Annotated in this window: 18 protein-coding genes and 2 tRNA genes; 9 read left to right on the top strand and 11 right to left on the bottom strand. The window is 68.9% G+C overall.

Annotated elements, in window-relative coordinates; genetic code table 11:
- Positions 1 to 95: 95 nt before the first annotated feature.
- The 3 genes from ACGFIO_RS34520 to ACGFIO_RS34510 form a co-directional block, all read right to left on the bottom strand.
- A complete protein-coding gene (locus ACGFIO_RS34520) occupies positions 96 to 1,556 on the bottom strand; it encodes an MFS transporter (protein WP_392833006.1) in 1,461 nt (486 codons plus the stop codon).
- Positions 1,557 to 1,860: 304 nt separating this feature from the next.
- Entirely contained in the window at positions 1,861 to 3,126 is a 1,266-nt protein-coding gene (locus tag ACGFIO_RS34515) for an FAD-dependent oxidoreductase (RefSeq protein ID WP_392833003.1), read from the bottom strand.
- 230 nt (positions 3,127 to 3,356) lie between these two features.
- Positions 3,357 to 4,517 (bottom strand): amidohydrolase family protein, encoded by a 1,161-nt coding sequence (locus ACGFIO_RS34510; protein ID WP_392833000.1) that lies wholly within the window; start codon positions 4,515 to 4,517, stop codon positions 3,357 to 3,359.
- Positions 4,518 to 5,523: 1,006 nt separating this feature from the next.
- On the opposite strand from ACGFIO_RS34510, the gene ACGFIO_RS34505 reads away from it, so the two are divergent.
- The 4 genes from ACGFIO_RS34505 to ACGFIO_RS34490 all read left to right on the top strand — a co-directional run bounded on the left by ACGFIO_RS34505 (position 5,524) and on the right by ACGFIO_RS34490 (position 11,481).
- Complete coding sequence (locus ACGFIO_RS34505) at positions 5,524 to 7,671, top strand: MMPL family transporter (protein ID WP_392832997.1); 2,148 nt, start codon at positions 5,524 to 5,526, stop codon at positions 7,669 to 7,671.
- Between the two features lie 562 nt (positions 7,672 to 8,233).
- Positions 8,234 to 8,719: a hypothetical protein gene (locus ACGFIO_RS34500; protein WP_392832995.1), complete on the top strand. Its 486-nt coding sequence runs from the start codon at positions 8,234 to 8,236 to the stop codon at positions 8,717 to 8,719.
- A gap of 340 nt (positions 8,720 to 9,059) precedes the next feature.
- A complete protein-coding gene (locus tag ACGFIO_RS34495) occupies positions 9,060 to 10,667 on the top strand; it encodes a DUF1524 domain-containing protein (RefSeq protein WP_392832993.1) in 1,608 nt (535 codons plus the stop codon).
- Between the two features lie 400 nt (positions 10,668 to 11,067).
- Positions 11,068 to 11,481 carry a hypothetical protein gene (locus ACGFIO_RS34490; protein WP_392832991.1) on the top strand — a complete coding sequence of 138 codons (414 nt, stop codon included), beginning with the start codon at positions 11,068 to 11,070 and terminating at the stop codon, positions 11,479 to 11,481.
- Here the strand turns inward: ACGFIO_RS34490 and ACGFIO_RS34485 are convergent.
- Complete coding sequence (locus ACGFIO_RS34485) at positions 11,472 to 11,786, bottom strand: hypothetical protein (protein WP_392832988.1); 315 nt, start codon at positions 11,784 to 11,786, stop codon at positions 11,472 to 11,474. The genes ACGFIO_RS34490 and ACGFIO_RS34485 overlap by 10 nt on opposite strands.
- A 486-nt stretch (positions 11,787 to 12,272) precedes the next feature.
- Positions 12,273 to 12,345: transfer RNA gene (locus ACGFIO_RS34480), tRNA-Lys, on the bottom strand.
- Positions 12,346 to 12,509: 164 nt separating this feature from the next.
- Between ACGFIO_RS34480 and ACGFIO_RS34475 the strand changes: the two genes are divergently transcribed.
- The 3 genes from ACGFIO_RS34475 to ACGFIO_RS34465 all read left to right on the top strand — a co-directional run bounded on the left by ACGFIO_RS34475 (position 12,510) and on the right by ACGFIO_RS34465 (position 15,591).
- Entirely contained in the window at positions 12,510 to 13,748 is a 1,239-nt protein-coding gene (locus tag ACGFIO_RS34475) for an Ig-like domain-containing protein (RefSeq protein WP_392832986.1), read from the top strand.
- 106 nt (positions 13,749 to 13,854) lie between these two features.
- Positions 13,855 to 15,093, top strand: a complete 1,239-nt coding sequence (locus ACGFIO_RS34470) for an Ig-like domain-containing protein (protein WP_392832983.1) — start codon at positions 13,855 to 13,857, stop codon at positions 15,091 to 15,093.
- A 42-nt stretch (positions 15,094 to 15,135) separates the two neighbouring features.
- On the top strand, positions 15,136 to 15,591 hold the full coding sequence (locus ACGFIO_RS34465; protein WP_392832981.1) for a hypothetical protein: 456 nt from the start codon (positions 15,136 to 15,138) through the stop codon (positions 15,589 to 15,591).
- 182 nt (positions 15,592 to 15,773) lie between these two features.
- Here the strand turns inward: ACGFIO_RS34465 and ACGFIO_RS34460 are convergent, their stop codons facing one another.
- The 5 genes from ACGFIO_RS34460 to ACGFIO_RS34440 form a co-directional block, all read right to left on the bottom strand.
- Entirely contained in the window at positions 15,774 to 16,220 is a 447-nt protein-coding gene (locus ACGFIO_RS34460; protein ID WP_392832979.1) for a cupin domain-containing protein, read from the bottom strand.
- A gap of 69 nt (positions 16,221 to 16,289) precedes the next feature.
- Entirely contained in the window at positions 16,290 to 16,946 is a 657-nt protein-coding gene (locus tag ACGFIO_RS34455; protein WP_392832977.1) for a response regulator, read from the bottom strand.
- On the bottom strand, positions 16,943 to 17,992 hold the full coding sequence (locus ACGFIO_RS34450) for a sensor histidine kinase (RefSeq protein ID WP_392832975.1): 1,050 nt from the start codon (positions 17,990 to 17,992) through the stop codon (positions 16,943 to 16,945). Before ACGFIO_RS34450 ends, ACGFIO_RS34455 begins: the two co-directional genes overlap by 4 nt.
- 88 nt (positions 17,993 to 18,080) lie before the next feature.
- The gene (locus ACGFIO_RS34445) at positions 18,081 to 19,379 is read right to left on the bottom strand and encodes a serine hydrolase domain-containing protein (protein ID WP_392832973.1); all 1,299 of its coding nucleotides are present in this window, start codon (positions 19,377 to 19,379) and stop codon (positions 18,081 to 18,083) included.
- Positions 19,380 to 19,775: 396 nt separating this feature from the next.
- A complete protein-coding gene (locus ACGFIO_RS34440; protein WP_392832970.1) occupies positions 19,776 to 20,348 on the bottom strand; it encodes a dihydrofolate reductase family protein in 573 nt (190 codons plus the stop codon).
- Positions 20,349 to 20,710: 362 nt separating this feature from the next.
- Here ACGFIO_RS34440 and orn point away from each other — a divergent pair, with 362 nt between their 5' ends.
- Together orn and ACGFIO_RS34430 are read left to right on the top strand one after the other, a co-directional pair.
- Entirely contained in the window at positions 20,711 to 21,301 is a 591-nt protein-coding gene (gene orn / locus ACGFIO_RS34435) for an oligoribonuclease (protein ID WP_392832967.1), read from the top strand.
- Positions 21,302 to 21,396: 95 nt separating this feature from the next.
- Positions 21,397 to 21,472: transfer RNA gene (locus ACGFIO_RS34430), tRNA-His, on the top strand.
- A gap of 142 nt (positions 21,473 to 21,614) precedes the next feature.
- Here ACGFIO_RS34430 and ACGFIO_RS34425 read toward each other — a convergent pair.
- Positions 21,615 to 25,529: a hypothetical protein gene (locus ACGFIO_RS34425; RefSeq protein WP_392832964.1), complete on the bottom strand. Its 3,915-nt coding sequence runs from the start codon at positions 25,527 to 25,529 to the stop codon at positions 21,615 to 21,617.
- Between the last annotated feature and the right edge of the window lie 7 nt (positions 25,530 to 25,536).

Below are 25,536 nucleotides of genomic sequence, written 5' to 3'. Positions count from 1 at the left end.
CATCCATCGATTTGCGCCGATCCCGCCACTCTTCTGAAGTTCAGAGGCCGTCATGTACGCCGCAAACGAGCTGGAGGGAGCATGGCCCACCTGCCTCAACGACCGTGTCGTGTCGGCACCAAGAGAGCTGACAGGATCGCGGATACCGCCGCGGCGGTCGCGACGACGAACCCGGCGGTGTAGCCGTCGCCCGACGGGGTACTGGTCGATCCGGTATGGGCTGCTAAAACCGTGGCGGCGATGGCAGAGCCGAACACACCTCCGACCGTACGGACTACGGTGTTGATGCCAGTTGCAACCCCGACTTCGCTGCCCTGTACGGACTGGACGATGAGGTTGGCCATCGAGCCGAAGGCGAATGACGCCCCGACTCCCATGGTGAAGCCGCCCAGCATTAGATGCCAGGGTGAAGAGTGAATTACGGAGAGCTGTGCGAACGACCCGCTGGTGAGGGCGGCCCCCAGTACTAAGGTGCTGCGAAAGCCCAGCGCAACGCCGAGCCGACCGGCGAAGGTGCCGACCAGAAGTTGGCCGATGGCGCTCGGCAGCAGCAGCAGGCCCGCGACCGTCGCGGTCGTACCCAGTCCAGGACCGTCACCGGCTGGGGCCTGAGCGAGTTGGGGCAGGAGCAGAAATCCGGCGAAAATCGCCAGACCAATGAGAAAGGCGGTCAAGTTCGTCATCGCGACGGTGCGCTGAGCAAGGACATCGAGTTGGATCAACGGCCTGGCGATGCGCGATTCCAGTCGGATCCAGAGCAGCAGCAGCACTGATCCGCCGCCCAGCAGGGCCACGTTGGCCGGTGAACCCCATCCCAAGGACGGTGCTTGTGTCACCCCGAGCAGCAGCGATGCCAGGACCGCGGCCAGCAGAAGCGCCCCGGCCCAGTCGATGCTGCCGCCATCGCCGCGTGGGGACGGCGGTACCCAGCGGTGGGCGGCGACAGCGACCGGCAGCGCCACCAGACCGAGCCAGAAAAGCCAGGAAACGTCGAGGTGGTCGACGATCACTCCGGACAGCGGCAGCGCGATGCCGGACCCGACGCCGAAGATGGCACTGATGAGGCTGATCGCTCCTGGCACTTTCGGTCGTGGGAAGGAGTCGCGGACCACTCCGAAAGCCAGCGGGAACACGCCACCGGCCACTCCCTGGAGGACCCGACCGGCAATCAGGACTCCCGCGCTGGGTGCCAGGGCGTTGATGACCGCGCCAACGCAAAACGTCAGCAGTACGGCGGTGAGCACCCGGGCTTTGCCGTACCGCTCGCCCAGCTTGCCGACGACGGGCGTCGCGATGGAGGCGGACAGAAGGAAACCGGTGAGGATCCACGACGTGGTTGTGGGGCTCGCGTTGTAGTTTCGCGCCAGGGCCGGCAGTGCGGGAAGCACAAGAATCTGCGACAGCGCGAAGCTGACGCAGGCAGCGAGCAGAACGGCCAGGACCCGGTTCGGGTGACTGGTCAGCGGTTGCGCTTCCGGTGCCGCGGGAGCGCTCATACCGTGTTCAAAGAGAGACGGTGCTGAGTCGGGAGCGGGATCGTTCTCCGAGGTCTTCATGGGGACCCTTCGACGGCTTGCTCGAGGGCGGACGCCGACGCGCGCACGCCCACCGACCGGGGCGTGCGGCGCGGATGTCCGGGGTCATACGGGAGATGGCGTCGCTGAGACGTTCAGGAGCCCGCCGATGCCCGCGCGATTGCAACAGCGACGAATGTCATCAACCGCGCGGGCCTGTCACAGGTGTCGGGGCGTCGTCAGGGAATGAGGGCCAGTTTGCCGCCGGGGGTGACCGGTCCGAAGGAGTTCCCGTGGCGGCGCACCACGCCGACAGGTGGGCAACGATGTCCGGGACGTACGGCGCTCACGCAGCGGCGCGCCCGTTCAGGCTGGAGTTAAAGTGGCGGACCGCGGAGGCGGCGCTGAGGCCGAGTTCGGCGAGACCGCGAAGACCGGGCCGGTCGAGACGGTCGACACGCGACAGCCAACGCAACGGCAGCATGGAAAAGCGGATCGCGGCGGGCGCATAGCCGGCCATCTCGCGATGGAAACGGTGGGTTGCCAGGGCGACGGTGCTGTGTCCGTCGCGAGCGGCGAACAGCTCGCGGGCGAGGTGGTCCGCGTCGATGATCGCGGTGGCGGCGGCGCGTCCGCCGGTGGGGGGCATAGCGTGCACGGCGTCGCCGAGTGCGGTGACCGGTCCGGCCGGCCACGGCGTCAGGTCCGCGTCGGGGTCGGCGGCGTAGAACCGGAACCCGGCTGCGGAGCCGGGGTCGGTGGCGGCGATGAGCTCGAGCACGGCCGGAGGCCAGCCACGAACAGTCGACAGCGCGAACTCGACCAGCTCCGGCCCGGTCATCGCCTGCACGGTGGCGGGGGGCAGCACGGTCTCGGTGGCGCTGATTCCCCACACCAGGGACGGGGCCTCCGTGATGGCCGGGACGGTGGTGCAGGAGGCCGGATCGATTGCCGGGCCGCCAGTCGGGTCGTGGAGCTGCATGAACACCGACGCTCCCTTGAGGCCCAAGGCGAGCACCGGCCCATCGTTGACGATATTGGGCAGCAGGGCGCGGGTATGGGCGGTGAGCGGAGTGCGGGCGGCGATGCCCCCGAACCCGATGGGATTGGCCAGGTCCCGGCCGGCGAGCGAGGCCGCTACCCGGGAGCGGGTACCGTCGGCACCGACGAGAACATCTGCGGTGTCGGTACTGCCGTCAGCGAAGTGGGCGGTGATCCGGCCGTCGGACAGAACCTCGTGAGAAACATATTCGGCCCCGAACCGCACCCGATCGTCCAGGCCGTGGGTCAGCAGGGTTCGCAGCGGCACTCGTCCGATCATGAGAGTGTCGGTGCCCTGATCGGAGGGGCGGGTGACCAACGGGCGCAGGTGGTGGTCAGTCCAGGTGTAGCGGCGAAGCGTCGCACGGGAGACCGAGCTGGCCAACAGGGCATGGTAGTGCTGCGGGCTGAGGTGGCGACGCAGGACTTCACAGGCTCGATCGTCGAGATGCAGCCGGTAACCGCCGGTAGCCTCCACCTGGGGGTCACGGTCGTGGACGGACACCTCGATACCGCCGTGGTGCAGGGCCTGGGCGAGCGTCAGCCCACCGATCCCCGCCCCGATGATCATGACTCGCATGTTGCTCCTCATTAGTTACATAACGTGATATCAGTCAATGCTGCGCTCGCCGCTAACGGCGTCCAGGCGTGACCAGGCGATGACGTGGTCGTTTGTCGTGGCGGCGAGGGTCTACTGCGGGGCCCTGCAGCAGACCCCCTCACGAACCGCACTGTCGATGACCAGGCGGGCTGGCGCGCTGGGATCTCAGCAGAATCGCTACTGCCGCCCACGCCGGCGCGTCACTTCACGGGCACCTTCATTTTGAACAGTTTCTCTGCATTTCGGAAAGCAATCTTTTCCTTGTCTTCGCGGGGCAGATCGACTCCACGGAACCAGTCGGTCTGCGCCTTTATGTCCGCGAACGGGTAATCGGTTGCGAACATCACTCGATCCACGCTTACGAACTTCAGCAGGAGATCGAGCAGTTCAGTCTGGGGGAATGCGCTGGTTGTGATCCAGAAGTTGTCCTGGAAGTATTGCTCGATAGGCTTCTTGAGCGAGTTTTTGGTCGGCTCGCCCATGTCTTCGATGATCCGCTTGTAATAGAAGGGAAGACCTTCACCCATGTGGCCGATGATGATTTTCAGTTTGGGGAATCTGTCGAAGACCCCGTACGTGATCATCCGAATGCATTGGATCAGCACCTCTTGGTGCCAGCCATATCCAGACCCACTGAAAATGTAGGGCTGCAAGTCCTTCGTGTATTGAGTCCGCGTGGTGCTGTAGTAGATGTCGAAGATCTCGTCCGCCGGATAGCCGGGATGCAGGTAGATCGGCACATCGAGAGCAACGGCACGTGCCAGCACAGGCTCGAAGCCGGGATGATCGAGATACTTCTTCGTGATATGTCCATTGGTCAGTGCGCCCAAGAAGCCATCTTCTCGAACCGAGCGTTCCAGTTCGTCCGCCGCCGCCTCCGGGCTCTGCAGGGGCAAGGTGGCGAAAGCCTTGAAGCGGCCCGGATACTTGGCGATCGGCCCCTCTACAAGTTGCCGGTTGAGTTGATAGGCAAGGTCGATTCCCTTTTTCCCAGGGACATTTTGCACGGACGGTGTATGAGCAGAGAGGATTTGAACGTTGAGTCCCCCCGCGTCCATATCGCCGATGCGGCGTTGGCCTAGATCCGCAAGGCCAATTTCCTTGAGGTACGCAATGTGATCCTCATTGATGGAGTTCAGCTTCAGCAACGCGGGAGTCGAAAATGTCTCCTCCGTGCCGATGAACGGCAGGTCCCGGTCTCGCTGGTAAATTTCCGCCGTCTTGTCCGCGTTCTGGGCCGGAGCCTGGTCCGGAGTCTCGTCGTCGCTCGCTGCCGAGGCAATGGCATGCGTGGAGATGCCGGCGCCGATGCCGAGTGCCGTGGCGGCGGTCAGGAAGCTGCGGCGTCCCAAGGGCTTCATGTCAATCTCTCTTCAGGTGTTCGTGTGGTGTGGTATCCGTATGGCATCCGTCTGCGAGATGCTTCAGATCGAGCCTTCGTCGCCCAGATCTCCACGCGAGCCGTATCCCCCACTGAGGCCTCGGCGCCGGTCCCACCGAAGCACTGCTGACCCGGACCAGGGGTCTTCGCGTCCGGCCCGGGGTCGAGGAGCTGCTCGCCCGCGTGCATGCTGTGCGGGCCGGCCGCGGCGGGCCCCGCATTGCTGTGGGGGCGCGACCCACAGGCGGCGACCCGGTACGCCGTCGCCAGAGCCATGGTGGACGCCCCGAGCCTTAATCGCCCGGGCGGCGCTTTCCCTGACGGCGCTGCATCCACTGCCATGACTAGCCTCCTGCCGACGGGCTACCTCACTTATCTGACGCCGACTTCGTACCGAGTGAATCTGAGACGAACGTTAATGTGGTGCTCAGGCCGGTTGTCCGAGCGAGGGACCCGGCGCACGCGTGAGCGTGGTGGACTTCTACGCCTGCCTGACCGCGCGGGTCCGGGCCGTTGCGTTCTCGCTCCGGCCTATGTGGAGGCGAGTGCCCGGCTGCGCCCGGACGCCAACGGCACACAGTCGCGGCGCGTCTGCTGCTGACCACTCGGGACCAGATCGCCCTGATGCGGTCCGACCCGGACGTCATGACTGCGGGGACCCGGTCGGCGGACCTGCTGCGGAAGGGGCGTGCGCTCCTGCTGAGCCTCGTCGACCACGCGGCGGCGCGGCCGCGTGGACCGCACGGGTCAACACCGTCACTGCCCGCACTGACCCGGTCTACTTCGACGCCTTGCTCATCCGGCCCAACGGCTGTGTCGCCCAAGACGTACTCACCGAGTGCGGTCTTGAAGTCACTGTGCTGGTGCGTGCGCCGGGCACCTGGCTCGGACAACCGGCCTGAGCACCACATTAATGATCGTCTCAGATTCGCTCGGTACGAAGTCGGCCTCGGACAAGCGATGTAACGCCCGCGCAGGAGGAATAGATGGCAATCAACGTAGCGCCGACCAAGGAAGCGCCGCCCGGTCGGCTGGCCGGCCGGTGGGTGCCGTGGTTGGTGATCGGCCTATGGCTGGTCCTGGCGGCGGTCATGGTGCCGTTGAGCGGAAAGTTGAGCTCGGTCACCACCGACAAAGCTGTGGACGCCCTGCCCGCCAATGCCGAGTCCACCAAGGTCGCGGTGTTGGAGGACAGTCTCCCCGGCGCGGAAGACAACACGTTCGTCTTCGTGTACCGCCGCGCCGGGGGCTTGACCTACGCCGACCGCGCCACGGTCGAGCGCCACTACAACACCTTGGCCAAGCGGTACCCGCCGAAGACGGCGACGTCCGGCGAGGAGGATGACGACGGCCCCCCGATCAGGCCGTCCACCGACGGCAAGGCGATGATGTTCACCCTCGACGTGAGCACCACCTACGGCCCGCCGGAGGAACTCGTCGGCCCGCTGCGTGAGGCCGCGAAGGACCGCCCCGCCGGCCTGGACCTCGACGTGACCGGCCCGGCCGCGGTCGACGGCGACCTGGATGCCGTCTTCGACGGCATCGACTTGCAGGTCTTCCTCACCACGGTCATCGTCGTGACGATCCTGCTCATTCTCACCTACCGCAGCCCGGTGTTGTGGTTCATCCCACTGATGGCGGTGGGTGTGGCCGCGTTGACCTCGATGGCGACGGTCTACCTACTGGTCAAGGGCTTCGGCATCGTGGTCGACAACCAGAACTCGGCGCTGCTGACGATCCTGGTGTTCGGCGTCGGCACCGACTACGCGCTGTTGCTCATCGCCCGATATCGGGAAACCCTGCACCAGCACGAGAACGTCCGGGTCGCGATGATCCACGCGTTGCGCGGCGCGGCGCCGGCCATCGTCGCGTCCGCGGCCACCGTAATCGCCGGCCTGCTCTGCCTGCTCGTCGCGGATCTCAACAGCATCAGCGGGCTGGGCCCGGTCGGTGCGGCCGGCATCCTGTGCGCGCTGGTGGCCATGCTGACGCTGTTCCCGGCGGTGCTCGTGCTGCTCGGCCGGCGGATCTTCTGGCCCGCCATCCCCCGGTTCAACGCGGCCGTGCAGGTGAAGCCGGGGCTGTGGGGACGGCTCGGCACCGCCATCAGCCGCCGGCGCTGGGTGGCGACGCTCGGCTCGCTCGGCATCCTCGGCGTACTCATCGCCGGGCTGGCGGGCAACACCGGCGCCCTGCGGGAGCAGGACCAGTTCCTGTCCCCGCCGGAGTCGGTCACCGGCTTCACCGTGCTGCGCCAGCATTTCCCGGAGCTCGGCGGCCAGCCGATGACGATCTACACGCGGCCGGCGTACCAGAAGCAGATTCTCGAGATCGCGAAGCGCACTCCCGGCGTGGCACAGGCCGAACCGGGCGAGACCCTCGGCGGCTGGGCCGACATCTCCGTGTACCCGAACGATGCACCGGACACCCCCGCCGAGTACGACACCATCAAACGGGTACGCACCGCCGTGCACGCGGTGACCGGGGCCGAGGCGATAGTCGGCGGGCCGAGCGCGGAGAACCTCGACACCGAGGTCACCACCAGCCGCGACCAGAAGCTGGTGATCCCGCTGGTGCTCGCCGTCGTCCTGCTCGTCCTCGGGCTGCTGCTGCGGGCGATCGTGGCCCCGCTGGTCCTGATGGTGACCGTGATCGTCTCGTTCGCCGCGGCCTTCGGCGGCAGCGTGTTCGTCTTCGAGACGATCCTCGGGTTCAAGGGAATCGACTATTCGGTGCCCCTGCTGGCCTTCATGTTCCTGGTGGCGCTCGGCGTCGACTACAACATCTTCCTGACCAGCCGGGCCCGCGAGGAGACCGTACGCCTCGGCACCAGGCGCGGCATGCTCAAAGCCCTCTCCGCCACCGGTGGCGTCATCACCTCGGCCGGCCTGGTCCTGGCGGCAACGTTCGCCGTCCTCGCCTCACTTCCGCTGGTCATGCTGATCGAGGTCGGGTTCCTGGTCGCCTTCGGCGTGCTGCTCGACGCCCTGCTGGTCCGGTCGGTCCTGGTGCCCGCCCTCACCCTGCTGATCGGCCGGCGGATCTGGTGGCCGAGCCGGCTGTCCCGACCGGTGGAACTGCCGGACGGTCAACGGTCGCTCGCCGACAACGAGGAGCTCGCGCTGCAACGGTAAGCGCGCCGGCACGGACGAGATCCGGGACGGGCACCCAGGCCCGCCCCGGATCTTCATAGGCCGGATGGTCGCCGTCCTTCGGTCCCGCGCCACGCTCCGGCGCGGGTCAGTGCACCACGGTGTCCTCCCCGGAGGTGAGCCGCGCGTGTTCGGGGCCGCGGCCGGAAGGTTTGCCGGCGTTGTCGATGAGGTCGAGCACCGCCCGACTGTCCGTGCTTGCTGCAGTTTCACCCTCACAGTCTCCTGTGCGCTGACCGATGCCCTTGTCCACCCACCCGGTCCCGCGCTCAGCTCACCAGCACGGATGTCGACACCGCCTCGTCGTAGCATCCCTGCGAAGGCATATAGGGGCATCCTCACCCCTTATTTGCCGAGACGGCGCCTCATCGCCCGGTACCCGTTCACCTGCGATGATCCGTTGCCTACCTGGTCACCCAGACCATGGGCCGCGCAGTTCGTCTATAACTTCCAATCAGCAGTATTCCCGTCGCCTCGCCAATATTCTGAGCGTGTGCAAACGGCCATCGAGACGGGCAGTCGGCTGGATACCGACACAAAGCTCGTGGAGGGCCCGCTTCTGACCATGGTCATGGGCGCCCCGGTGGAACTCCTCATCGCGCTCAGGCGCCCGCACGAACTGGAAGTGCAGGCGGTGAACGCGGCGCCGACCCAGTTCGCGTGGGTCGACGGAACGGATACCGGAATACTTCTCTACCGCCTCGGCCCGGTGCTGCCCTGGGCGCAGGTTCCATACCACCCGCACCTGGCTGCCGCCGAGGAGGGCACGCCCGGCGTGGACGCCGGTCGGGGCGTGCGGATCATGCTGGTCGACCTCGACACGAGGACCGTCCGGGCGGTCCACCGGGTCCGCTGGCCGGCTGGGTTCGCCGCCGCGGTCGGGCGCACGGTGGCGCAGATGGAGGAGAAGCCGTACAACCGGCTGGCACACCAGCAGGCCGTCGCCGCCCTGCACCGGCACTTCCCGACGGCGGACGACCTGCTGATCGAGCGAGTCGACGCGCAGTGCACTGCGGTCCCGATGCATTGATCCCGGCGCGCCGATCGGTCCGCGTGGGCAGTGCGACACAGCGAGGCCGTGCCCTCGACCACCGCCGACGCCCCGCCGCACCCACGCCGACGTTGTCCAGGTCCAGGGCCAGCTGCCCGGCATGAGTACGTTCCTCAGCAATCTGCAGTTGCCGCAGTCAACATCCCTCGGATTCGTCACCTTTCCGGGACCGGGGGACTGTTGCCGCCGCCACTAGGGCGTGGGCGGACAGCTTGGCGGGATCGTCGGACTTCTACGAGTTACTCCCCGTTCGGGGGATGTCGGCGCCTTGCCCTGGCGACAACATGACAATGTCACTTTGACCTGCTGCGCCCAGCCGATGACACTCAAAGAACGCTGCTACTTCCGCGCCGCGCTGCTGCAGGCCGACGACCCGGACGACGAACACGACATCGTCCGCATCGAGCAGGCCATCGCCGGGCAGCTGAGCATCGTCGAGATCGCCGCGCACGCCGACGACAACGTGCACCGCATCTTCGAGTCCCTCAACTACACCGGTCAGCCGCTGACTCAGGCCGACCTGCTGCGCAACTACCTGTTCATGCGGTTGCCGAGTCGGGGCGACGACGTATACGAACGGCAATGGCTCCCGTTGCAGGAACTGCTGACCGACAAACAGCTCGAGCAGCTCGTGTGGCTGGACCTCGTGCTCCGTGGAGACGACAGAGCCACCCAGGAGGCGATCTACCAAGCCCAGCAGGAACGGCTGAAGCAACTACCGGACGAGGCCGCGATCGAGCAGTGGATCATCGCCCTGCATCACAAGGCGCGACTGTTCCGCAAGATCCTCGACCCTCAGCGCGAAACCGACTCCAAGCTTCGACAGGCGCTGGATCGGCTCGACCGCTGGGGCGTCGCCGTGGTCCACCCCATTGCTCTGCACGTCCTGCTCGCTCACCACGCCGGCCAACTCACCGCCGGAGAGGCCGCAGCAGCCCTACGCGTCGTCGAAAGCTATCTCGTCCGGCGCACCCTCGCCGGCATCTCCAGCTCCAACAACAACCGCCTCATGATGTCGCTGGTCAAGGACCTCGGTGACCAGACCCCAACGGCCAAGGCCATCATCCGGTCACTGTCCGGACCCCGGAAACGCTTCCCCACCGACCAACACATACGCGATGCCGTCCTGACCAACAGCTTCTACTGGTTCGGCCGCGGCCCCCAACGCGCCTACATCCTGCGCTGCATCGAGGAAGATCACCGCCACGGCGAACCCCTCAACTTCGACAAGGCCAAGGTCACCATCGAACACGTCCTCCCCCAGTCACCCACCGACGAGTGGAACGACATGCTCCGTGCCGACCTACGCGACGACGAGACCGTCGAGGAACTGCACAGCTCACTCGTCCACACACTCGGCAACCTGAGCCTGACCGCCTACAACTCCAAACTGTCCAACGACGGCTTCACCGCCAAGAAACAGATCCTCGCCGACAGCGGGCTCGCCATGAACCGGGAACTCGCCCGCGCCGAACGCTGGGGCCGCCCGGAAATCCATGCCCGCGGCCGCGCCCTCGCCGAGCGCATCACGAAAATCTGGCCGGGGCCCGACGAAAGTGTCGGAACCACACCGCCGACCCCGCGCTGGCCGATGATGAATCAGATCCTCGCGAGCATCCCGGCCGGCAGATGGACCAGCTACTCCGACGTTGCCGAGGTTGTCGGCTCACACCAGGTGGCCGTCGGCGCCCGCCTGGGCGCGGTACAAGTCCCCAACGCGCACCGCGTGCTCAAGCTCAACGGCACGATCTCACCTGATTTCCGCTGGCCCGACCCCCAACGCCACGACGACCCCAAACTCGTCCTCGAAGCCGAAGGCATCAGATTCGACCAATGGGGACGCGCCGCAGCCGACCAACGCATGACCGCCAACGAACTCGCCGAAACCATCGGACTCGACAGCGACGAACAAGCCGAGGCAAGCTGATCAGCCGCCGATAGGGCCCGTGTCGTCCATTACGACAAGCCGACGGCGTTGGCGATCCGGGGTGCCCTGCCGGTCGGTGGCGCGGCGACAGATGGAAGCCCACATCGACGCGCCACCCACAGGTACTCGGCGAGGTCCTCTAGCGTAAGCATGTGTGAGAGCTCGCTGTTGGGGACGTGGCACCGTGATCGTTGGTGTGCTGTTACTCATGACCGGGTGTGAAAGTGGGTCCCCGTCTCCAGCTCCGGCACCGTCGGCATCGACCGAGTCGTCGCCGGCTCGATACAGCACCCTGGGCGACGGATGTCCGCGACTGACCGGAGCACCGGCACAGCGCTACGGCGCCGACGGCGTCGGCCGACCCGACCCGGCGACCTCGCCGGAGCCGGCTATCCCCGGGGTGACGACCGTCGACTGCCAGTGGGCCCGCCCGGATGCCCGGCCGTCGGTCAGCGTGAGCGTGTCGGTCTTCCCCAACGGGTTCGCCCCGGCCGGGGACGGTGCCGGCAACGCCCGCCACTTCTACGACGAGCTGCGCGCCGAGGCCGGCAAGGACGACGCCGACCCCTCGGCCCATGTGGCCGTCGCCGACCAGCAGCCCGGCTTCGCCGCCGCCTACGCGGGGACGGGCTCGTTGACCCGGACCATTCTGGCCGACAACGCCGTGGTGACGGTGGTGGTCCGCACCCGGGACACCACCAGCACCGACCTGGACCGGGCCGCTGACGAGTTGCTGCGCCAGGTGACGCCGGACGCCGGTGTGCTGGCCGGCCCAGGTCGTGTCCGCGCTGCGATAGGCGCCGGTCAGTTGTAGACAGCTTGCGGCCATCGGCCGTCCTCGAACGCGCCGTGGTCGTTGCGCCGGGCCAGCAGATCACGGGCGTCGCCGAGCGTGGCGGTGAACTGTTTGCCCAGCTCGACCAGCTGGACGATCGCCGCCTGCAGGCTCTGCTTGACCGCGTCGGCCAGGCCGTCGAGCGCGAACTGGATGGCCTTGACCGCGAGGGCGTCCGCGCCCACCTTGACCAGCTTGAGGCCGATGTCGACGAGCAGCTTGACGATCTCGGTCGCGTAGTCGACGTTGCGCTTGCCCACGTCGTACAGCCACTTGCAGATCACCGCGGCGTTCTCGGCGGCCTTGTCGGCCGCGCTCTTCTGCGCCGCCTGCTTCTGCCGGTACGCGGCCGCGGCGTACCGGACCAGGCCTGGAGGTTGTCGTCCTGCGGGGTGCCGATGTCGTAGGAGATGTCCGACACCGGCGCTGGGCCGCGTTGAGCCAGTCGATACTCGTGGTGAACAACGACAGCACGGGTACGCCGCTCTGCAGGACGCAGCGCCCTGACCGATCTCCTCGCCCACGCGGCCGAGGCCACCGCTCGGCTCGTACCGGCCGCAGCGGCCCGCAACCCCGGCCACCGGCACCGCAAAACGGCCCCTCGGTGAAATCCGCTGGTCCAGCCTTGATCAACTTCGCAGAACGGCCCTTGAAGAGGCATTCCGCTCGCCATAGGGGCTTTGAGGCGGGGCCGCCCACGCACGTCCCACCGACGTCCCACAAAGATTCAGGCCGTATAGCCATCTGGCTATACGGCCTGAACAATCTCGTACGCCGCGTAGGACTTGAACCTACAACCCGCGGATTAAGAGTCCGCTGCTCTGCCAATTGAGCTAGCGGCGCTTGCTCTCGGCAACGGAGAAAACTTTAGCACGGGTCAAAACCGGACCTCCAACCGGGCAACGCCAGGGGGTACGGCACGCGTCATATGAACCGAGAGGTTGACACCGCAACTTGCGTTTGTAAGGCAGGATGTGCGCGCGACAACACGAGAACGGGGATCCGGCATGGTCAGCAGGCGACTGGTGGCGGTCTTAGCGGTGGCGGTCATCGGCCCGCTAGGACTCGCGGCGTGTGGCGACGACGACAAGCAGTCGTCCGCGGGGAACGGGAGCGCGCCCGCCGCGTCGGCCGGTCCCTCCGAGGTCGCTCAACAGCAGCCGGTCGCCCCGAGTGACGTGCAGATCGACGTGACGCCCGCCACTGGCAAGAAGGATGTGCCGGTCAGTGCCGAGATCGGCCTCAAGGTTACCGGCGGCACCGTGAAAAGCGTCACGCTCAAGGACGGCAAGGGCGGGTCGGTGGCGGGCGAGCTGCGGGAGGACGGCTCCAGCTGGGTGCCGGCCAAGACCCTCAAGAACAAGCAGGTGTACGCGGCCACGGTCGTCGCCGCCGACACGGCCGGCACGGAAAAGACTGTCACCACGAAGTTCACCACGATGGCCAAGGCGGGCCGGAGCACCGGCACGGGGCTCTATATGTTCGACGACCGCACGTACGGCGTGGCCATGCCGGTGGTGGCCGAGTTCAACCCGGGGATCAAGAAAAAGGATCGGGCCGCCGTACAGAAGCGGATGTTTGTGAAGGCCGACCCGCCGCAGCCGGGCACCTGGTCGTGGACCTCGAGCGGCACCCAGGCCTACTACCGTGCGCCGGAACACTGGAAGAGCGGCACCAAGCTGACCGTGCGCATCGCCGTCGGCGGCCTGCCGACCGGCGGTGGCCGCTACGGCGACCGGGACCGTTCGGCCAAGGCCGCGATCGGGCGCGACTTCGAGATGAAGGTCGACAACAAGACCAAGAAGATGACCGTGCTGCAGGACGGCAAGACGGTCAAGACGATTCCGGTCAGCCTGGGCCGCAAGTCGAAGCCGTCGGTCAGCGGCAAGATGGTGATCATGGACAAGAAGTCCACCACGGTCTTCGACACCACGGACACCGACGGCGCGTCGGGCTACCGCACCGACATCGACTTCGCCCAGCGTGTCACCTGGTCGGGGCAGTACGTCCACTCGGCCCCGTGGTCGGTCGGTGACCAGGGCCGGCGCAACGTGTCGCACGGCTGTGTCAACGTGGCGCCGTCGAACGCCCGGTGGCTGTTCGACAAGACGCTGATCGGCGACCCGATCACGGTCACCGGCACCGAGGACAAGCTGAGCTACGGCGACGGCTGGACGGCGTGGAACGTGAGCTGGAAGGAATTCGCCAAGGGCAGCGCGCTGCCGGTCCCGGCGAGCCTGGGTTGAGTGATCGCCGAGTCACTCGGCGTGGTGGAACGAAAGCGGGATTGGGCACTCCGGCATTCATGACGGAAGATGGTTGCCTGATCAAGTTCTGGTGAGGAGAACGAGGGTGACGAGAGCGGTTCGGCTTAACGGCCTGCGGTACGCGATGGCCGTCGTGGCCACGGGTGCCGTCTTGCTCGGCGCCGGTTGTAGCGGCGACAAGTCGCCTTCGTGGGAGGGCGGCGGGGCCAAGCCCGGCACCGCCCAGGGCCAGAACGGCGGCGGTGACACCCCGCCGTCGCCCGCTCCCCTGCCCAGCATCGTGAACGTCAGCTCGCCCGAGTCCGGCGCGACCGGCGTCAAGGCCCTCGAGGCGGTGAAGTTCACCAGCGAGGACATGGCCAACACCAAGGTCTCGGTGAAGGACGCCGATGGCAAGGACGTCGACGGCAAGACCGACACCGACAAGGGCACCTGGACGCCGGCCCGGGGTTTGACCTGGGGCAGCAAATACACGGTGACGGTCAGCGCCCCCGAGCAGCAGGGCAAGACCACCACGACGGAGAGCACCTTCACGGTGATGAAGAAGCCGTCGAAGCTGGTCCGCATCTCCAGCTTCCTCGGCGACAAGTCGCAGGTCGGCGTGGGGATGCCGCTGATCATGCGGTTCGGCCGCTCGGTGCCTCAGAAATACCGCGCCGAGGTCGAGCGCCGGATGCCGGTGACCACGTCGCCGGAGCAGGAAGGCACCTGGCACTGGGTCAGCGCCACCGAGGTGCACTACCGCACCAAGGAGTTCTGGAAGCCCGGCACCAAGGTGTCGTACAAGGCCAACCTGCAGGGCGTACCGATGGGTGAGGGTTGGTTCGGCCGCTCCAACCTCAGCGTCAACCTCAAGATCGGCCGGGCGTTCGTCATGACCGTCGACGACAAGAGCAAGCAGATGCAGGTACGCGAGAACGGCAAGCTGGTCAAGACGATCCCGGTCAGCCTGGGCAAGAAGTCGACCCCGTCCTCCAGCGGCACGATGATCGTGATGGAGAAGAAGCGGCACACCGTCTTCGACACCATGGACGAGCTGCCGGAGGGCCAGGGCTACCGCACCGAGATCGACTACGCGCAGCGGCTGACCTGGGGTGGCGAGTTCATCCACGCGGCACCGTGGTCGGAGGGTGTCCAGGGTCACGTGAACGTCTCGCACGGCTGCGTGAACGTGTCGATGAAGATGGGCGAGTGGCTGTTCTCGCGGACCCGGATGGGTGACCCGATCACCGTCAAGGGCACCTCGCGCAAGATCAAGCAGGGCAACGGCTGGACCGACTGGAGCATGAGCTGGAGCGACTACAAGAAGGGCAGCGCTCTCTGACGTTCACCGCCCAACCGTGACTAATCGGGCATAATGCCCGGTGTGCTGCGCCGATTCTCCTGCTTCCTGCCGCCCGTGGCCGCGCTGGTCCTCCTCGCCGGATGTTCCTCATCCGGCGGCGAGACCGGCGCCGGCCCGGGCGGTTCCGCTTTCTCCCCGCCGGCGTCCGGTCCGGCTTTCTCCCCGCCCGCGTCGGCACCGTCCGCCGACCCCTCGGCCTCCGAGGACGTCCCCGGAACCGTCGCCTGCGGGGCCCTCGCGTCAGCCATCAACGACGGAACCCTGATGAACCCCGGCGTCGTGGACGCGATCGTCGCCGCCTCGGCCACCGCCGACACCCCCATCTCGGACGCCGCCGAGCGCCTGGCCAAGGCCTACGCGACGGCGACCGCGGCGGTCGGCACCGACGACGAACCGGACACGGTCGCCGATGTCAGCGCGGTGGCCGCCGACATGACCGACGTCTGCGGGGAGAGCGGACTCGACACGGTCGGCTGACCATCGCCGATGTTTCATCCAGTCCCACGACCTCGGCGACACGACGCTGGTCAGGCTCGACGAGGAGCGCGGCCGGCACCAGAGGCGCGTCCTTCGACGGATCTTTGAAGGTCGGCCGCGCGCCGGTGTTTGCGGTCCGGCCGGCCGGCTCCTCAAGGGCGGCCGGCTCCTCAAGGGCGTTCCTACTCGAAGTCGCAGCCCGGGTTGGGGGCGTCGGTGGAGAGCGGGGCGCCGGCCGGGTTGACGTAGAGGACCTCGAGGACGACGTCGGTGGCGCCCAGGTTGCGCCCGATGTGGACGTTGCCGGCTCCGCTCGGCTCGGAGAGGAACTGGCCCTTGCGGTAGGTGCCGTCGGAGGCGCAGGTGCTGTCGAAGTGGCTCAGGGTGCCGTTCTTCACCTGGGCGTAGAGCGTGCCCTGGTGGTAGTGCCAGCCGGTCGCCTGGCCGGCCGGGATGGTGATGTCGCGCAGGATGAAGTCGGTGTCGCCCACCGTCTTCTGCCAGATGATGACGCCCTTGACGCCGGGGCCGGGCGGGGTTGCCAGTGCGGCCGATCCCGTGGCGGCAACCGTGCCGGTGATCGCCGCGGCGACCAGTGCGGCGCTGAGCCCCACGCGCTTGAGTGACATGTCGTTCCCTGTCTCTGCTAGGTCGGTCGGTACCGCACCTAAGACGCGCCAGGGATGTCTGGGTTCAATTCATCCGAAATTCGTGACCAGACCGGCCTCGTAGGCCAGGATGGCCGCCTGCACCCGGTTGTTGAGGGTCAGGCGCTGAAGGATGGCACTCACGTGGGTCTTGACCGTGCCCTCGGTGACGCGCAGCTGCCGTGCTATCTCCTGATTGGACAGACCCCGGCCGACCAGGGCCAGAACGTCACGTTCGCGGGTGGTCAGGCCGGCGATGCGGGTACGGGCCTGACCGGCCCGGGTCAGGCCGTCGCCCAGGCGGCTGATCACCTTGCGGGCGATGCGCGGCGACAGGAACGCGGCGCCCTCGGCGACCGAGCGGACGCCCAGGATCAGCTCCCTCGGGTCGGCCGCCTTGAGCAGGAAGCCGCTGGCGCCCACGGCCAGTGCCCGGGCCACGTACTCGTCCTCGTCGAAGGTCGTCAGCATGATCGTTCGGACATCCGGGGCCATTGTCGCCAGCTCGCCGGCGGCGGCCAGGCCGTCGAAGCGGGGCATGCGGATGTCGAGCAGGGCCAGGTCCGGGCGGTGGCGGCGGACGGCCTCGACCGCCTCGCGCCCGTCGGCGGCCTCGGCCACCACCTCGATGGCCGGGTCGGTGGTCAGGATGGTCCGGACACCCACCCGGATCATCGGCTCGTCGTCAGCCAGGACCACGCGGATCACGCCGGGATCTCCGCTGTCACGGTGAAGGTCCCGTCGGCGTGGGTGGTGGTGAAGGTGCCGCCCAGGAGGGTTACGCGCTCGTGGAGCCCGGCCAGGCCGGTGCCCTGGGACAGTGCTCCGGGCGTACCGGCCGGGTCGGTGCCCCGAGACGATGCTCCGCGCGTACCGGCCGGGTCGGTGCCCCGAGACGATGCTCCGCGCGTACCGGCCGGGTCGGCGCCCCGAGACGATGCTCCGCGCCTACCGGCCGGGTCGACGCCCAGAGACGATGCTCCGCGCGTACCCGGCGAAGGGTTTTGGATCCGCAGCGTGGTGTGGGTCGGGCTTCGGGTGACGGTCAGCTCGACCTCGGCGCCCGGGGCGTGCCGGGATGCGTTGGTCAGGGACTCCTGGACGACACGGTGGACGGTCGGATCGGTGGAGTCCGGGCCGGTGTGATGGACGGTGAGGCCGGCCGAGCGGGCCCGGTCGAGCAACTCCGACAGCGACGGCGGCAGCGGCGCCGCGCCGGGCTCGCGGAGCAGGTCCAGCGTGTTGCGGAGGCGGTCGGTGGCGGCCACGGCCGACTCGCGGAGCTCGGTGGCGGCGTGCCGGTTGGCGTCGGTCATCTCCGGGGCGAGCTCCAGGGCACCGGCCCGCAGGGCCATCAGGGCCAGGTCGTGGCCGAGGGAGTCGTGCATGTCGGCGGCGATGCGGGCGCGTTCGCGGAGGCGTACGAACTCCTGCTCGCGCTCCAGGCTGGCCAGCCGGTCGGCCTGCTGCAGCTGAAACCGCCCGGCCAGCCAGGGCAGCGTGACGAACAGGCCGAGCGCGGGCAGCACGCCGACGGTAACCGGCAGCGACCAGGGCGCGGCGACCAGCGGCGGCACCGCGGCCAGCCCGATCAGCGCCCACCCACGTCGGACCGGCAGGTGACGGCCGTGCAGGTAGGCGGCCACGATCAGCACCACGAAGAGCACCTGACGCCAGACCGGGACGAAGTCAAGGTTCCAGGCGTTCGCCACCGCCGCGCCGCACACCCCGAGCAGCAGCGCACCGTTCCTCACCCCGCGCCTCCCCCGCAACTCCGCTGTTCCTGCCCCGCCTCTCACCCGCTCCTCCCCCGGCTCCTCCCCTGGCTCCTCACCTGGCTCCTCACCTGGCCGACCCTACCGATCGGCGCGCCCACAGCCGGGCCACCACAGTGGCCAGACCGGCCAGCGCGGCCACGCCGAGGGTGATGGTCAGCGGCGCGGCGAAGTAGACCAGCTGCGGCCACGTGACGGTGCGGTGGTTTGTCAGGACGGACACCCATTGTGGGTAGGCGGCGAAGACGGCGACCGGGATCAGTGCCGGAAGCAGCCGCCACAGCCTCCCGCGCCAACGTCGCGCCCTGCGCACGCCGAGCAGCCCGAGCCCGATCGCGATCAGCGCCACCGCCCCCAGAACCCCCTCGATCACCTGCCGCCGGCGGTCGAGCGGCTGGTAGGCCCCGCCGTCGACAAGCGCCAGCAGCTGGTCGTACGTCGGATCGTTGAGCGCCGCGCTGTTGGTCATGACCGCCCAGCCCTCACCGGTCGCCGGGTCAATCGCCTCCACGGCCGTGTACGTGAACAGATTCCCGGAGTGCACCAGCAGCGCCCGCCCCTTGGCGTGTTCAACACCCCAGCCCATGCCGTAGTCGCCGGCCGCCGCACCCGGCGTGTGCATGACGCGCAAACTCCCCGCCGACACGATCTGCGGCCCATGCCCCGTCTGGCTGATCAGCCACCGCCCCATGTCAGCCGCGGTGGTCACGACCCCACCGGCCCCACCCCGGAAGCCCGGCAGCTCGGCCCGCGCCACCCACACGCCGAAGATGGAGTTGTACCCGTCCGCCGTCGCCCCGCCGACACTGCTGTCACTCATGCCCAGCGGCCGGAACACCCGCTCGCGCATCGCTTCCGCGAACGGCCGCCCGTCCACGACCTCGACCAGCCGGGCCGCCAGGTCGTAGTTGACATTGCAGTATGCCCAGCGGGTGCCCGGATCGGCCGCCAGCCGCCCCCGCCGGAGCGCCGCGACATAGCCCCGAAGATCCCCCGCCCGCTGCGTCGCCGGAATGTCGACGGTGCTGTCGGCCAGCCCCGACGTCTGGTTGAGCAACTGCCGCACGGTGATCGCGCCGGCGCGCGCGTCGGCCATCCGGAACTCCGGCAGATAGCCCGCGACCGGTTGATCGAGTGCGACCCGGCCCTCGTCGACCAGCGTCAGCACGGCCGCCGCGGTGAACGACTTGCTGATCGACGCCACCCGCATCGGCGTATCCGGCGTGACCAGCGCCCCGTTCCCATCCCGGCCGACGCCCTCGACCCGGACCACCGCATCCCCGCGCGTGACCACATAGGCCGTGCCCGGTGAAGTGTTGACCGGAACGGTGACAAGCGCCAGCAGAAGCAGCAGCAGTATTCGCATGGGAAAGACGCTAGGGATGGGCGTCAGGGCCGGAAACTGTCGATGGTCAGGCGGTGACCCTGACGAAAGTCATAGCCACACTGCCAAGTCTGATGGGTACGCACGACGGGTCCCTCAAACGCAACACCGGGGCGACGTGGCGCCCCGCGACCAGAGCGAGGCACCAGGCCGTGAACGCGTCTCTCGCGCGGGCCGCACCGCCGCCTCCCCCACCCCGGCACTGGGTGGGCGCAAATGTAGGCCCTGGGTGTGACACTTTCGCGCCGCTGTCCACAGGCGTCTCCGCGGTTGAAGCCCGGCCTGCCAACGCAGCCCGTCGATAGCGAAGGTGTGCTGCTCCTCGTGCACGCCTGGATCAGCCCGGACAGGTCCGGATGGTGTCGGTGGCCAATTGGGTCAGGAGTGCCGAGTGGGGCGGTAGACAAGTTCCTGGGTGTGCCCGTCGAGGGTGTGGGCCTCGATCAGCTCCAGGTCGAAGTCGGCCGCGTTCTGGAAGATGGGGGCCGCACCGGTCTGGCCGGTGATCACCGGGAAGACGGTCAGCTGGATCCGGTCGACCAGGCCGGCGGCCAGCAGGGTGCGGTTCAGCGCCAGGCTGCCGTGGGAGCGCAGCGGGACGTCGGACTCGTTCTTGAGGCGGGTGATGACCTCTACGGCGTCGCCGGTGGCGATGGTGGTGTGGGGGCGGTTGCGGGTGGTGGTCAGGGTGTTCGAGAGGACCGTGGCGGGGTGGGACCACATGCGGGGCGCCCAGGGGTCCATGGCGGCTTCTCCGAGGGCGGCGAACATGTCGGCGAAGTCGCGGAAAGTGGTGGCGCCGAAGATCATGTGTTGGGGGCGGTCGTACTGGGTCAGGCGGCGGGCGAGCAGTTCGGGGCCCTGCTTGCCCCAGTAGCCGCCCCAGTCGCCGGTGTGCGCGCCGAAGCCGTCGAGGCTGGAAAAGACGTCGAAGGTGTACGTGGCGGTCATGATGTTCTCCTCGTGGGCGGGATGCGTCTGACCCGTTCCACGAACGGCAGCCCGGGGATCGGACAACCGCCGCACGCGAAAGTCGCGTCGCGGCCCGGCGGGGGCGGCTGGGCCGCGGAGGCCCACGCCGGCGCGGTGTTGCGGTTGGTGAGGGCGTCGGGCGTACCCAAATGATCTTGAAAGGGCCCCCCGCGCTGCCGACGCGGAGGGCCCTTTACCGGGGGAAACGGAGTAACCGAAGGGGGACTTCGTCCGTTAAGCACCACTTTATCCGGCCGACGCACATCTAGGAAGTCCCTCCCCGAAACGGACAAAAGAAGTAGTGCCGCACGCGGGGACCAGCGAGGACTAGGCTGGGCGTCGTGGCGGATCTTCTGGTGTGGATCGACTGTGAGATGACCGGCCTCGATCTCGGCAAGGACAAACTGATCGAGGTCGCGGCGCTGATTACCGACCCTGAGCTCAACGTGCTCGGCGACGGCGTCGACCTGGTCATCCATGCCGACGACGCCGCGCTCGACGCGATGCCCGAGGTGGTGCGCGACATGCACGCCAAATCGGGGCTGACCGAGGAGGTACGCCGGTCGGTGGTCACCATGGCCGAGGCCGAGGAGGCGGTGCTGGCGTACGTCAAGGAGCACGTGCCCAACCCGCGCACCGCCCCACTGTGCGGCAACTCGATCGCGACTGACCGCGGCTTCCTCGCCCGGGACATGCCGACGCTCGACAACTACCTGCACTACCGCATGATCGACGTGTCCTCGATCAAGGAGCTGTGCCGCCGCTGGTACCCGCGCGTGTACTTCGGCCAGCCGCCCAAGGGGCTCGCCCACCGCGCCCTCGCCGACATCCGGGAAAGCATCCGCGAGCTGGAGTATTACCGCCGCACGGTGTTCGTCCCGCAGCCCGGCCCGGACGTCGAGCAAGCGAAGGCCATCGCTGCCGAGTTGTAGGTCACGCCGCCACGCCCAAACCCGGTCGACGAGGACCGGTGGGGTGTGGCTATGATTGTCCGGCGCCGCGGGATTCGGTCTCGCGTGCCGCGATGGTGGTCGTAGCTCAGCTGGTAGAGCACCGGGTTGTGGTCCCGGGGGTCGCGGGTTCAAGTCCCGTCGATCACCCCATCGTCGAAAGGGCCTCCCTTTGTGGGGGCCCTTTCGCTGTGTGGTGGGTTCCGGTGCTTTGACGGGTACGCCTGTCCTGGGCGTCAAGATCGCCTGCATGCGACGAGGGCCGCCCCGGTGCTGGGACGGCCCTCGTGGTGGATCAGTCGGTCTTGGGCTTCTTCTTGGCCGCGGCGGAGCGGGAGCCGGCGAGCAGCTTGGCCGCCTCGGCCCGGTAGCTGGAGAGGCGAGCTTCCGGAACCTTCCCCTCCTGGCCCTCACTCGTCACGTCCTGCGCTTCGGTCGTCCCGGCGCGCGTGACGGCGTCCGTGACCTCGGCGACTTCCGCTCCCCTGGCGGCGTCCCCACCCCTGGCGACTTCCGCTCCTTTGGCGGCGCCCCCACCCTTGGCGGCGCCCCCACCCCTGGCGGCGTTACCTCCCTTGGCGGCCTCCGCTCCCCTGGCAGCTTCCACGCCCCTGGCGGCGTCACCAGCCTTGGGGGCCTCCGCTCCCCTGGCGGCTTCTCCACCCTTGGGGGATTCCGTGCCCTTGGCGGTGGACTTTCCGGTGGCGGGGTAGTCGCGACGCAGGGAGGAGCCGGGGCGTCCCAGGGCGTTGAGTTCGTCCCGGGCGGGCGCTGCGGAATCGGTGCTCGACTTTGGCGCGGTGTGCGTGACGGCAGGCCGGGTCTCCGTGGCCGCGGCGGGGCGGGGCGGGGCCGGCTCGGGTGTCACTGGGCGGCTGGGTGAGGTGGGCCGGGCCGGCGCTGGAACGGTCGGGCGGGTCGGCGCGGGCTTCTCTGGGGCCGGTGCGGTGGCGGTCGCGGTTCCCGGGTTGGTGATGGCGGGCTTCGCGGCCACCGTGGTCAGGTCCCGGTAGTGCGGTGGGCGGTCCGCTTCGGCACTCGAGGCAACACCCGGTCGCGCCGAGCTGGCACCTGCGGGAGACGAGGACGCGCCTCCACCCGGGGTCGCCGCTCCGCCGCCGGTCGGGCCGGGGTTCGAGGCTTGCGCCCCGGTCCTCGGGGCGGACGTCCCGCGTTCGGCCGCACCAGCGGAGACCTCGGGTCGACCGGCCCGGGCCTGCTGGCCTCCGGCCGCGTCGTCAGCCGAGCCCGCGGACTGCGTCGGCACCTGCGTGGCACTCGCTCCAGTCGCCTGGGCCGCCTTGGCGCTGCCCTCCGTCGCCTGGACCAGCTTGGCGCTGCCCTCCGTCGCCTCGACCGGCTTGGCGCTGCCCTCCGTCGCCTCGACCGGCTTGGCGCTGCCCTCCGTCGCCTCGACCGGCTTGGCGCTGGTCGCCGTCGCTTGGGTCGGCTTGGTGGTGGGCGTCTGTTCGTGGGTGGGCTTGGTCGTCTGGCTCGGGGCAGTCTTCGGGTCGGTGGCTGTCCGGGTTGCCGTGGCGGCTGGAGTGTTGGAGGCGCTGCCGGTGGCGGGCTGCTGGGCTGAGCGCTCCAGGGCGGTCTTGCCCGCGGTCGGCTGTCCGGTGCGGGCCATGGCCGCGCCCAACAGGGAACGTCCCGCCCCTCCGAGTGCCGACCTGGGCGAAGCCGCACCCGGCGACGCCGGCCGGGCCGCGGTGGGTGGCTTGGGCAGGCCGATGGCGGCGCGGAGGGCGGCCGCGTCGGCTGCTCCCTGGCGAAGGGCGGCGATCTCATCGTCCGAGTTCGGCGGCGCGGGTTGTGTCGCCGGGGCCTTCCCCGGAGTCTGCTCGGCCTTACCGGACGATGACGCCGTGGGTGTGGACGATGCCTGGCCGGGCAGCGTGGGTGGTGCCGACAGCGAAGCCAGCAGACGTGCGAAGCCCGAGGACTGGGCGGCTGCGTCGGCCGGTGTGGGCTCTTCCTTCGGCCCGTCCGGGGCGGTTGCCGAGGTCCCGCCGGCGGGCGGCTGGAAGGTCGGCCTGGTCTCTGCGCCGTCTTCCTTCGTGGACTTGGCGGCGCCCGCGGGTGCCGGTGATGTGGTCTGCTCGCGGCGCTGGGACGGCGGTTCGGCCGCGGAAGGCTTGGTCATCGAGGTGCTGATTGCCTTGGTACGGGTCGGACCGGTAGCGGCGGGCTCGGGACCGGCCGCGGGCTTGGACTCGGCGGCAGGAACAGCCGGCCTGGACTCCGTGGCAGGAACAGCCGGCTTGGACGCGGTAGGAACAACCGGCGTGGACTCCGTGGCAGGAACAGCCGGCTTGGACGCGGTAGGAACAACCGGCGTGGACTCCGTGGCAGGAACAGCCGGCGTGGACTCCGTGGCAGGAACAGCCGGCTTGGACGCGGAGGCAGGAGCGATCGGCTTCGGGTCGGCGGCAAAGAGAGCGGCCGGCTTGGAGTCGATAGCGAGAGTGATCCGCTTGGGGTCGACGGCCGGACGGGCCGGCTCAGGGCCCGCGGCGGCAGCGGCCGAAGCGCCAGCGGCCAGAGCAGCGGGAGTGCCAGCAGCCGAGGAGCCGGCAGCCGAGGAGCCTGCGGCGGGAGCGGTCGGGACGTCGGCGGCGGGGGTGGGCAGCTCGGGGGTGGTGGCTGCGGGGGTGGGGTCGGTGGTGGGCTTGGTTGGCGGGAGGGTCAGGCCTACCTTGCGCGGTTCGGGGCGGCGGAGGCCGGTGGGTTCCCAGGAGCCGGCGGCCGCGGCCGCGGCGGCCTGGGTGGCGGCGTTGCGGCGTTCGCGGGCCAGGGCGGCAGCGGCCCGGGCCTCGGTTTCGCGGGCACGGGCGGCTGCGGTTTCGGCTACCCACGCGCCTACCGCTGAAGCCTCGAAGACGGGGGTGGTGTCAGGCTGCTGGGTGGGCTTGCGACGCCCGGGGCGGCCGAACAGCGGGTCACGGCTTGTCGCGGCGGGGTCCTGGGTGCCCTCCAATCCTGCCATGGGAGGCAGGCCGGAGGCGGAATTGCTGCCGCCGCCCAGGAACTCCAGGGGCTCGCCGGGGGCGGGGGTCTTGGCGCCGGGAGCGCGGTGGGCGCCGGGGCGGGGCGGGATGGCGGTGGCCGCGGCGTACACGGAGGCGGACGGCGGAGCCGCGGGAGGCCAGGGCGGCGACGCGGCCTGGTCCAAGGTGGAAGAGGCGCGGGTGGAGTGGGCGGCCAGCGTCGCGAGCCCGGCCGTCGCGGCGGCAGCGGCCGAGGACGCCGCGGACGAAGCGGCGGCGGCCAAGGAAGCCGAAGAGGCCGAGGAAGCCGAAGACGAGGAGGAAGCAAGGGAAGCGGAGGAAGCAGAGGGGGTGGAGGAGGGAAGGGAAGCAGAAGCGCCAGTGGAAGCAGGATGGACGGAGGCGGCTGGGGACGCGGCGGGGACCAGGCCGGCCGCGTCGGCGAGAGAGCGGGGACGGTTGGTCGCGGCGTGGCGGCCGCCCGTCCGGGCCAGGGGCAGCGGCAGTGGGCCGCCCAGCACCTTCATCAGGTCGGGGACCTGGCTGGGCTCGACGACGTAGACCACCTCGCGGCGGGGGCCGGGCCAGGCCAGGACGATCAGCCCGGCCATCAGGGTCAGGCTGCCCAGCATGAGCAGCGCCCAGGTGCTCGAGTTGAGCCAGCGGGGGCTGTACGACACGGCGCTGGTCAGTTGCAGGCCGGGCTGGGCCGTCCGATTCATGATGACCAGGCTGTACGGCGTGCCTTCGAGGTCGGCGGGGTTCCAGTCGAGGGAGCCGAGGCCGGCGCGCAGCCAGAACGTCTGTGCGGTGGGAACCTGGGCGGGGGCGTGGGTGCCGGCCTGGCGGACCGTCTTCACGGGCAGGGCGCCGGTGCCGATGTCGACGGTGCCGACCGTCGAGCGCGGTACGCCCTGCAGGTATTTCGCCACGTCGGCGCGGGGGGCCAGGCCGATGAAGGCGGGCGTGCCCGAGGTCGCGGCGTTCAGGCGCAGCCGGCCGTTGCCCAGGCGGGCGAACGGTGCGTCCGAGCGGAGCAGGGTGTCGATGTCGTCGACGACTACGGCGTGGCCGGTGGTGGTGATGGTCTGCAGTGGCCCGCTGAACGCGCCGCCCGCGTCGCGGTGCTGCATCGCGGCCCAGAGTCCGGCTCCGATCAGCAGAGCCGGAAGTCCGATGAGCAGCAACAGCATGCCGAGGATCGTGCGCAGCGCCCGCATTTGCTTT

The sequence above is a fragment of the Actinoplanes sp. NPDC049265 genome (assembly GCF_043197135.1).
Classification (GTDB): domain Bacteria; phylum Actinomycetota; class Actinomycetes; order Mycobacteriales; family Micromonosporaceae; genus Actinoplanes.
Note: the sequence above shows the minus strand (reverse complement) of the source record. Positions and strands in the feature narration are given on the sequence as shown.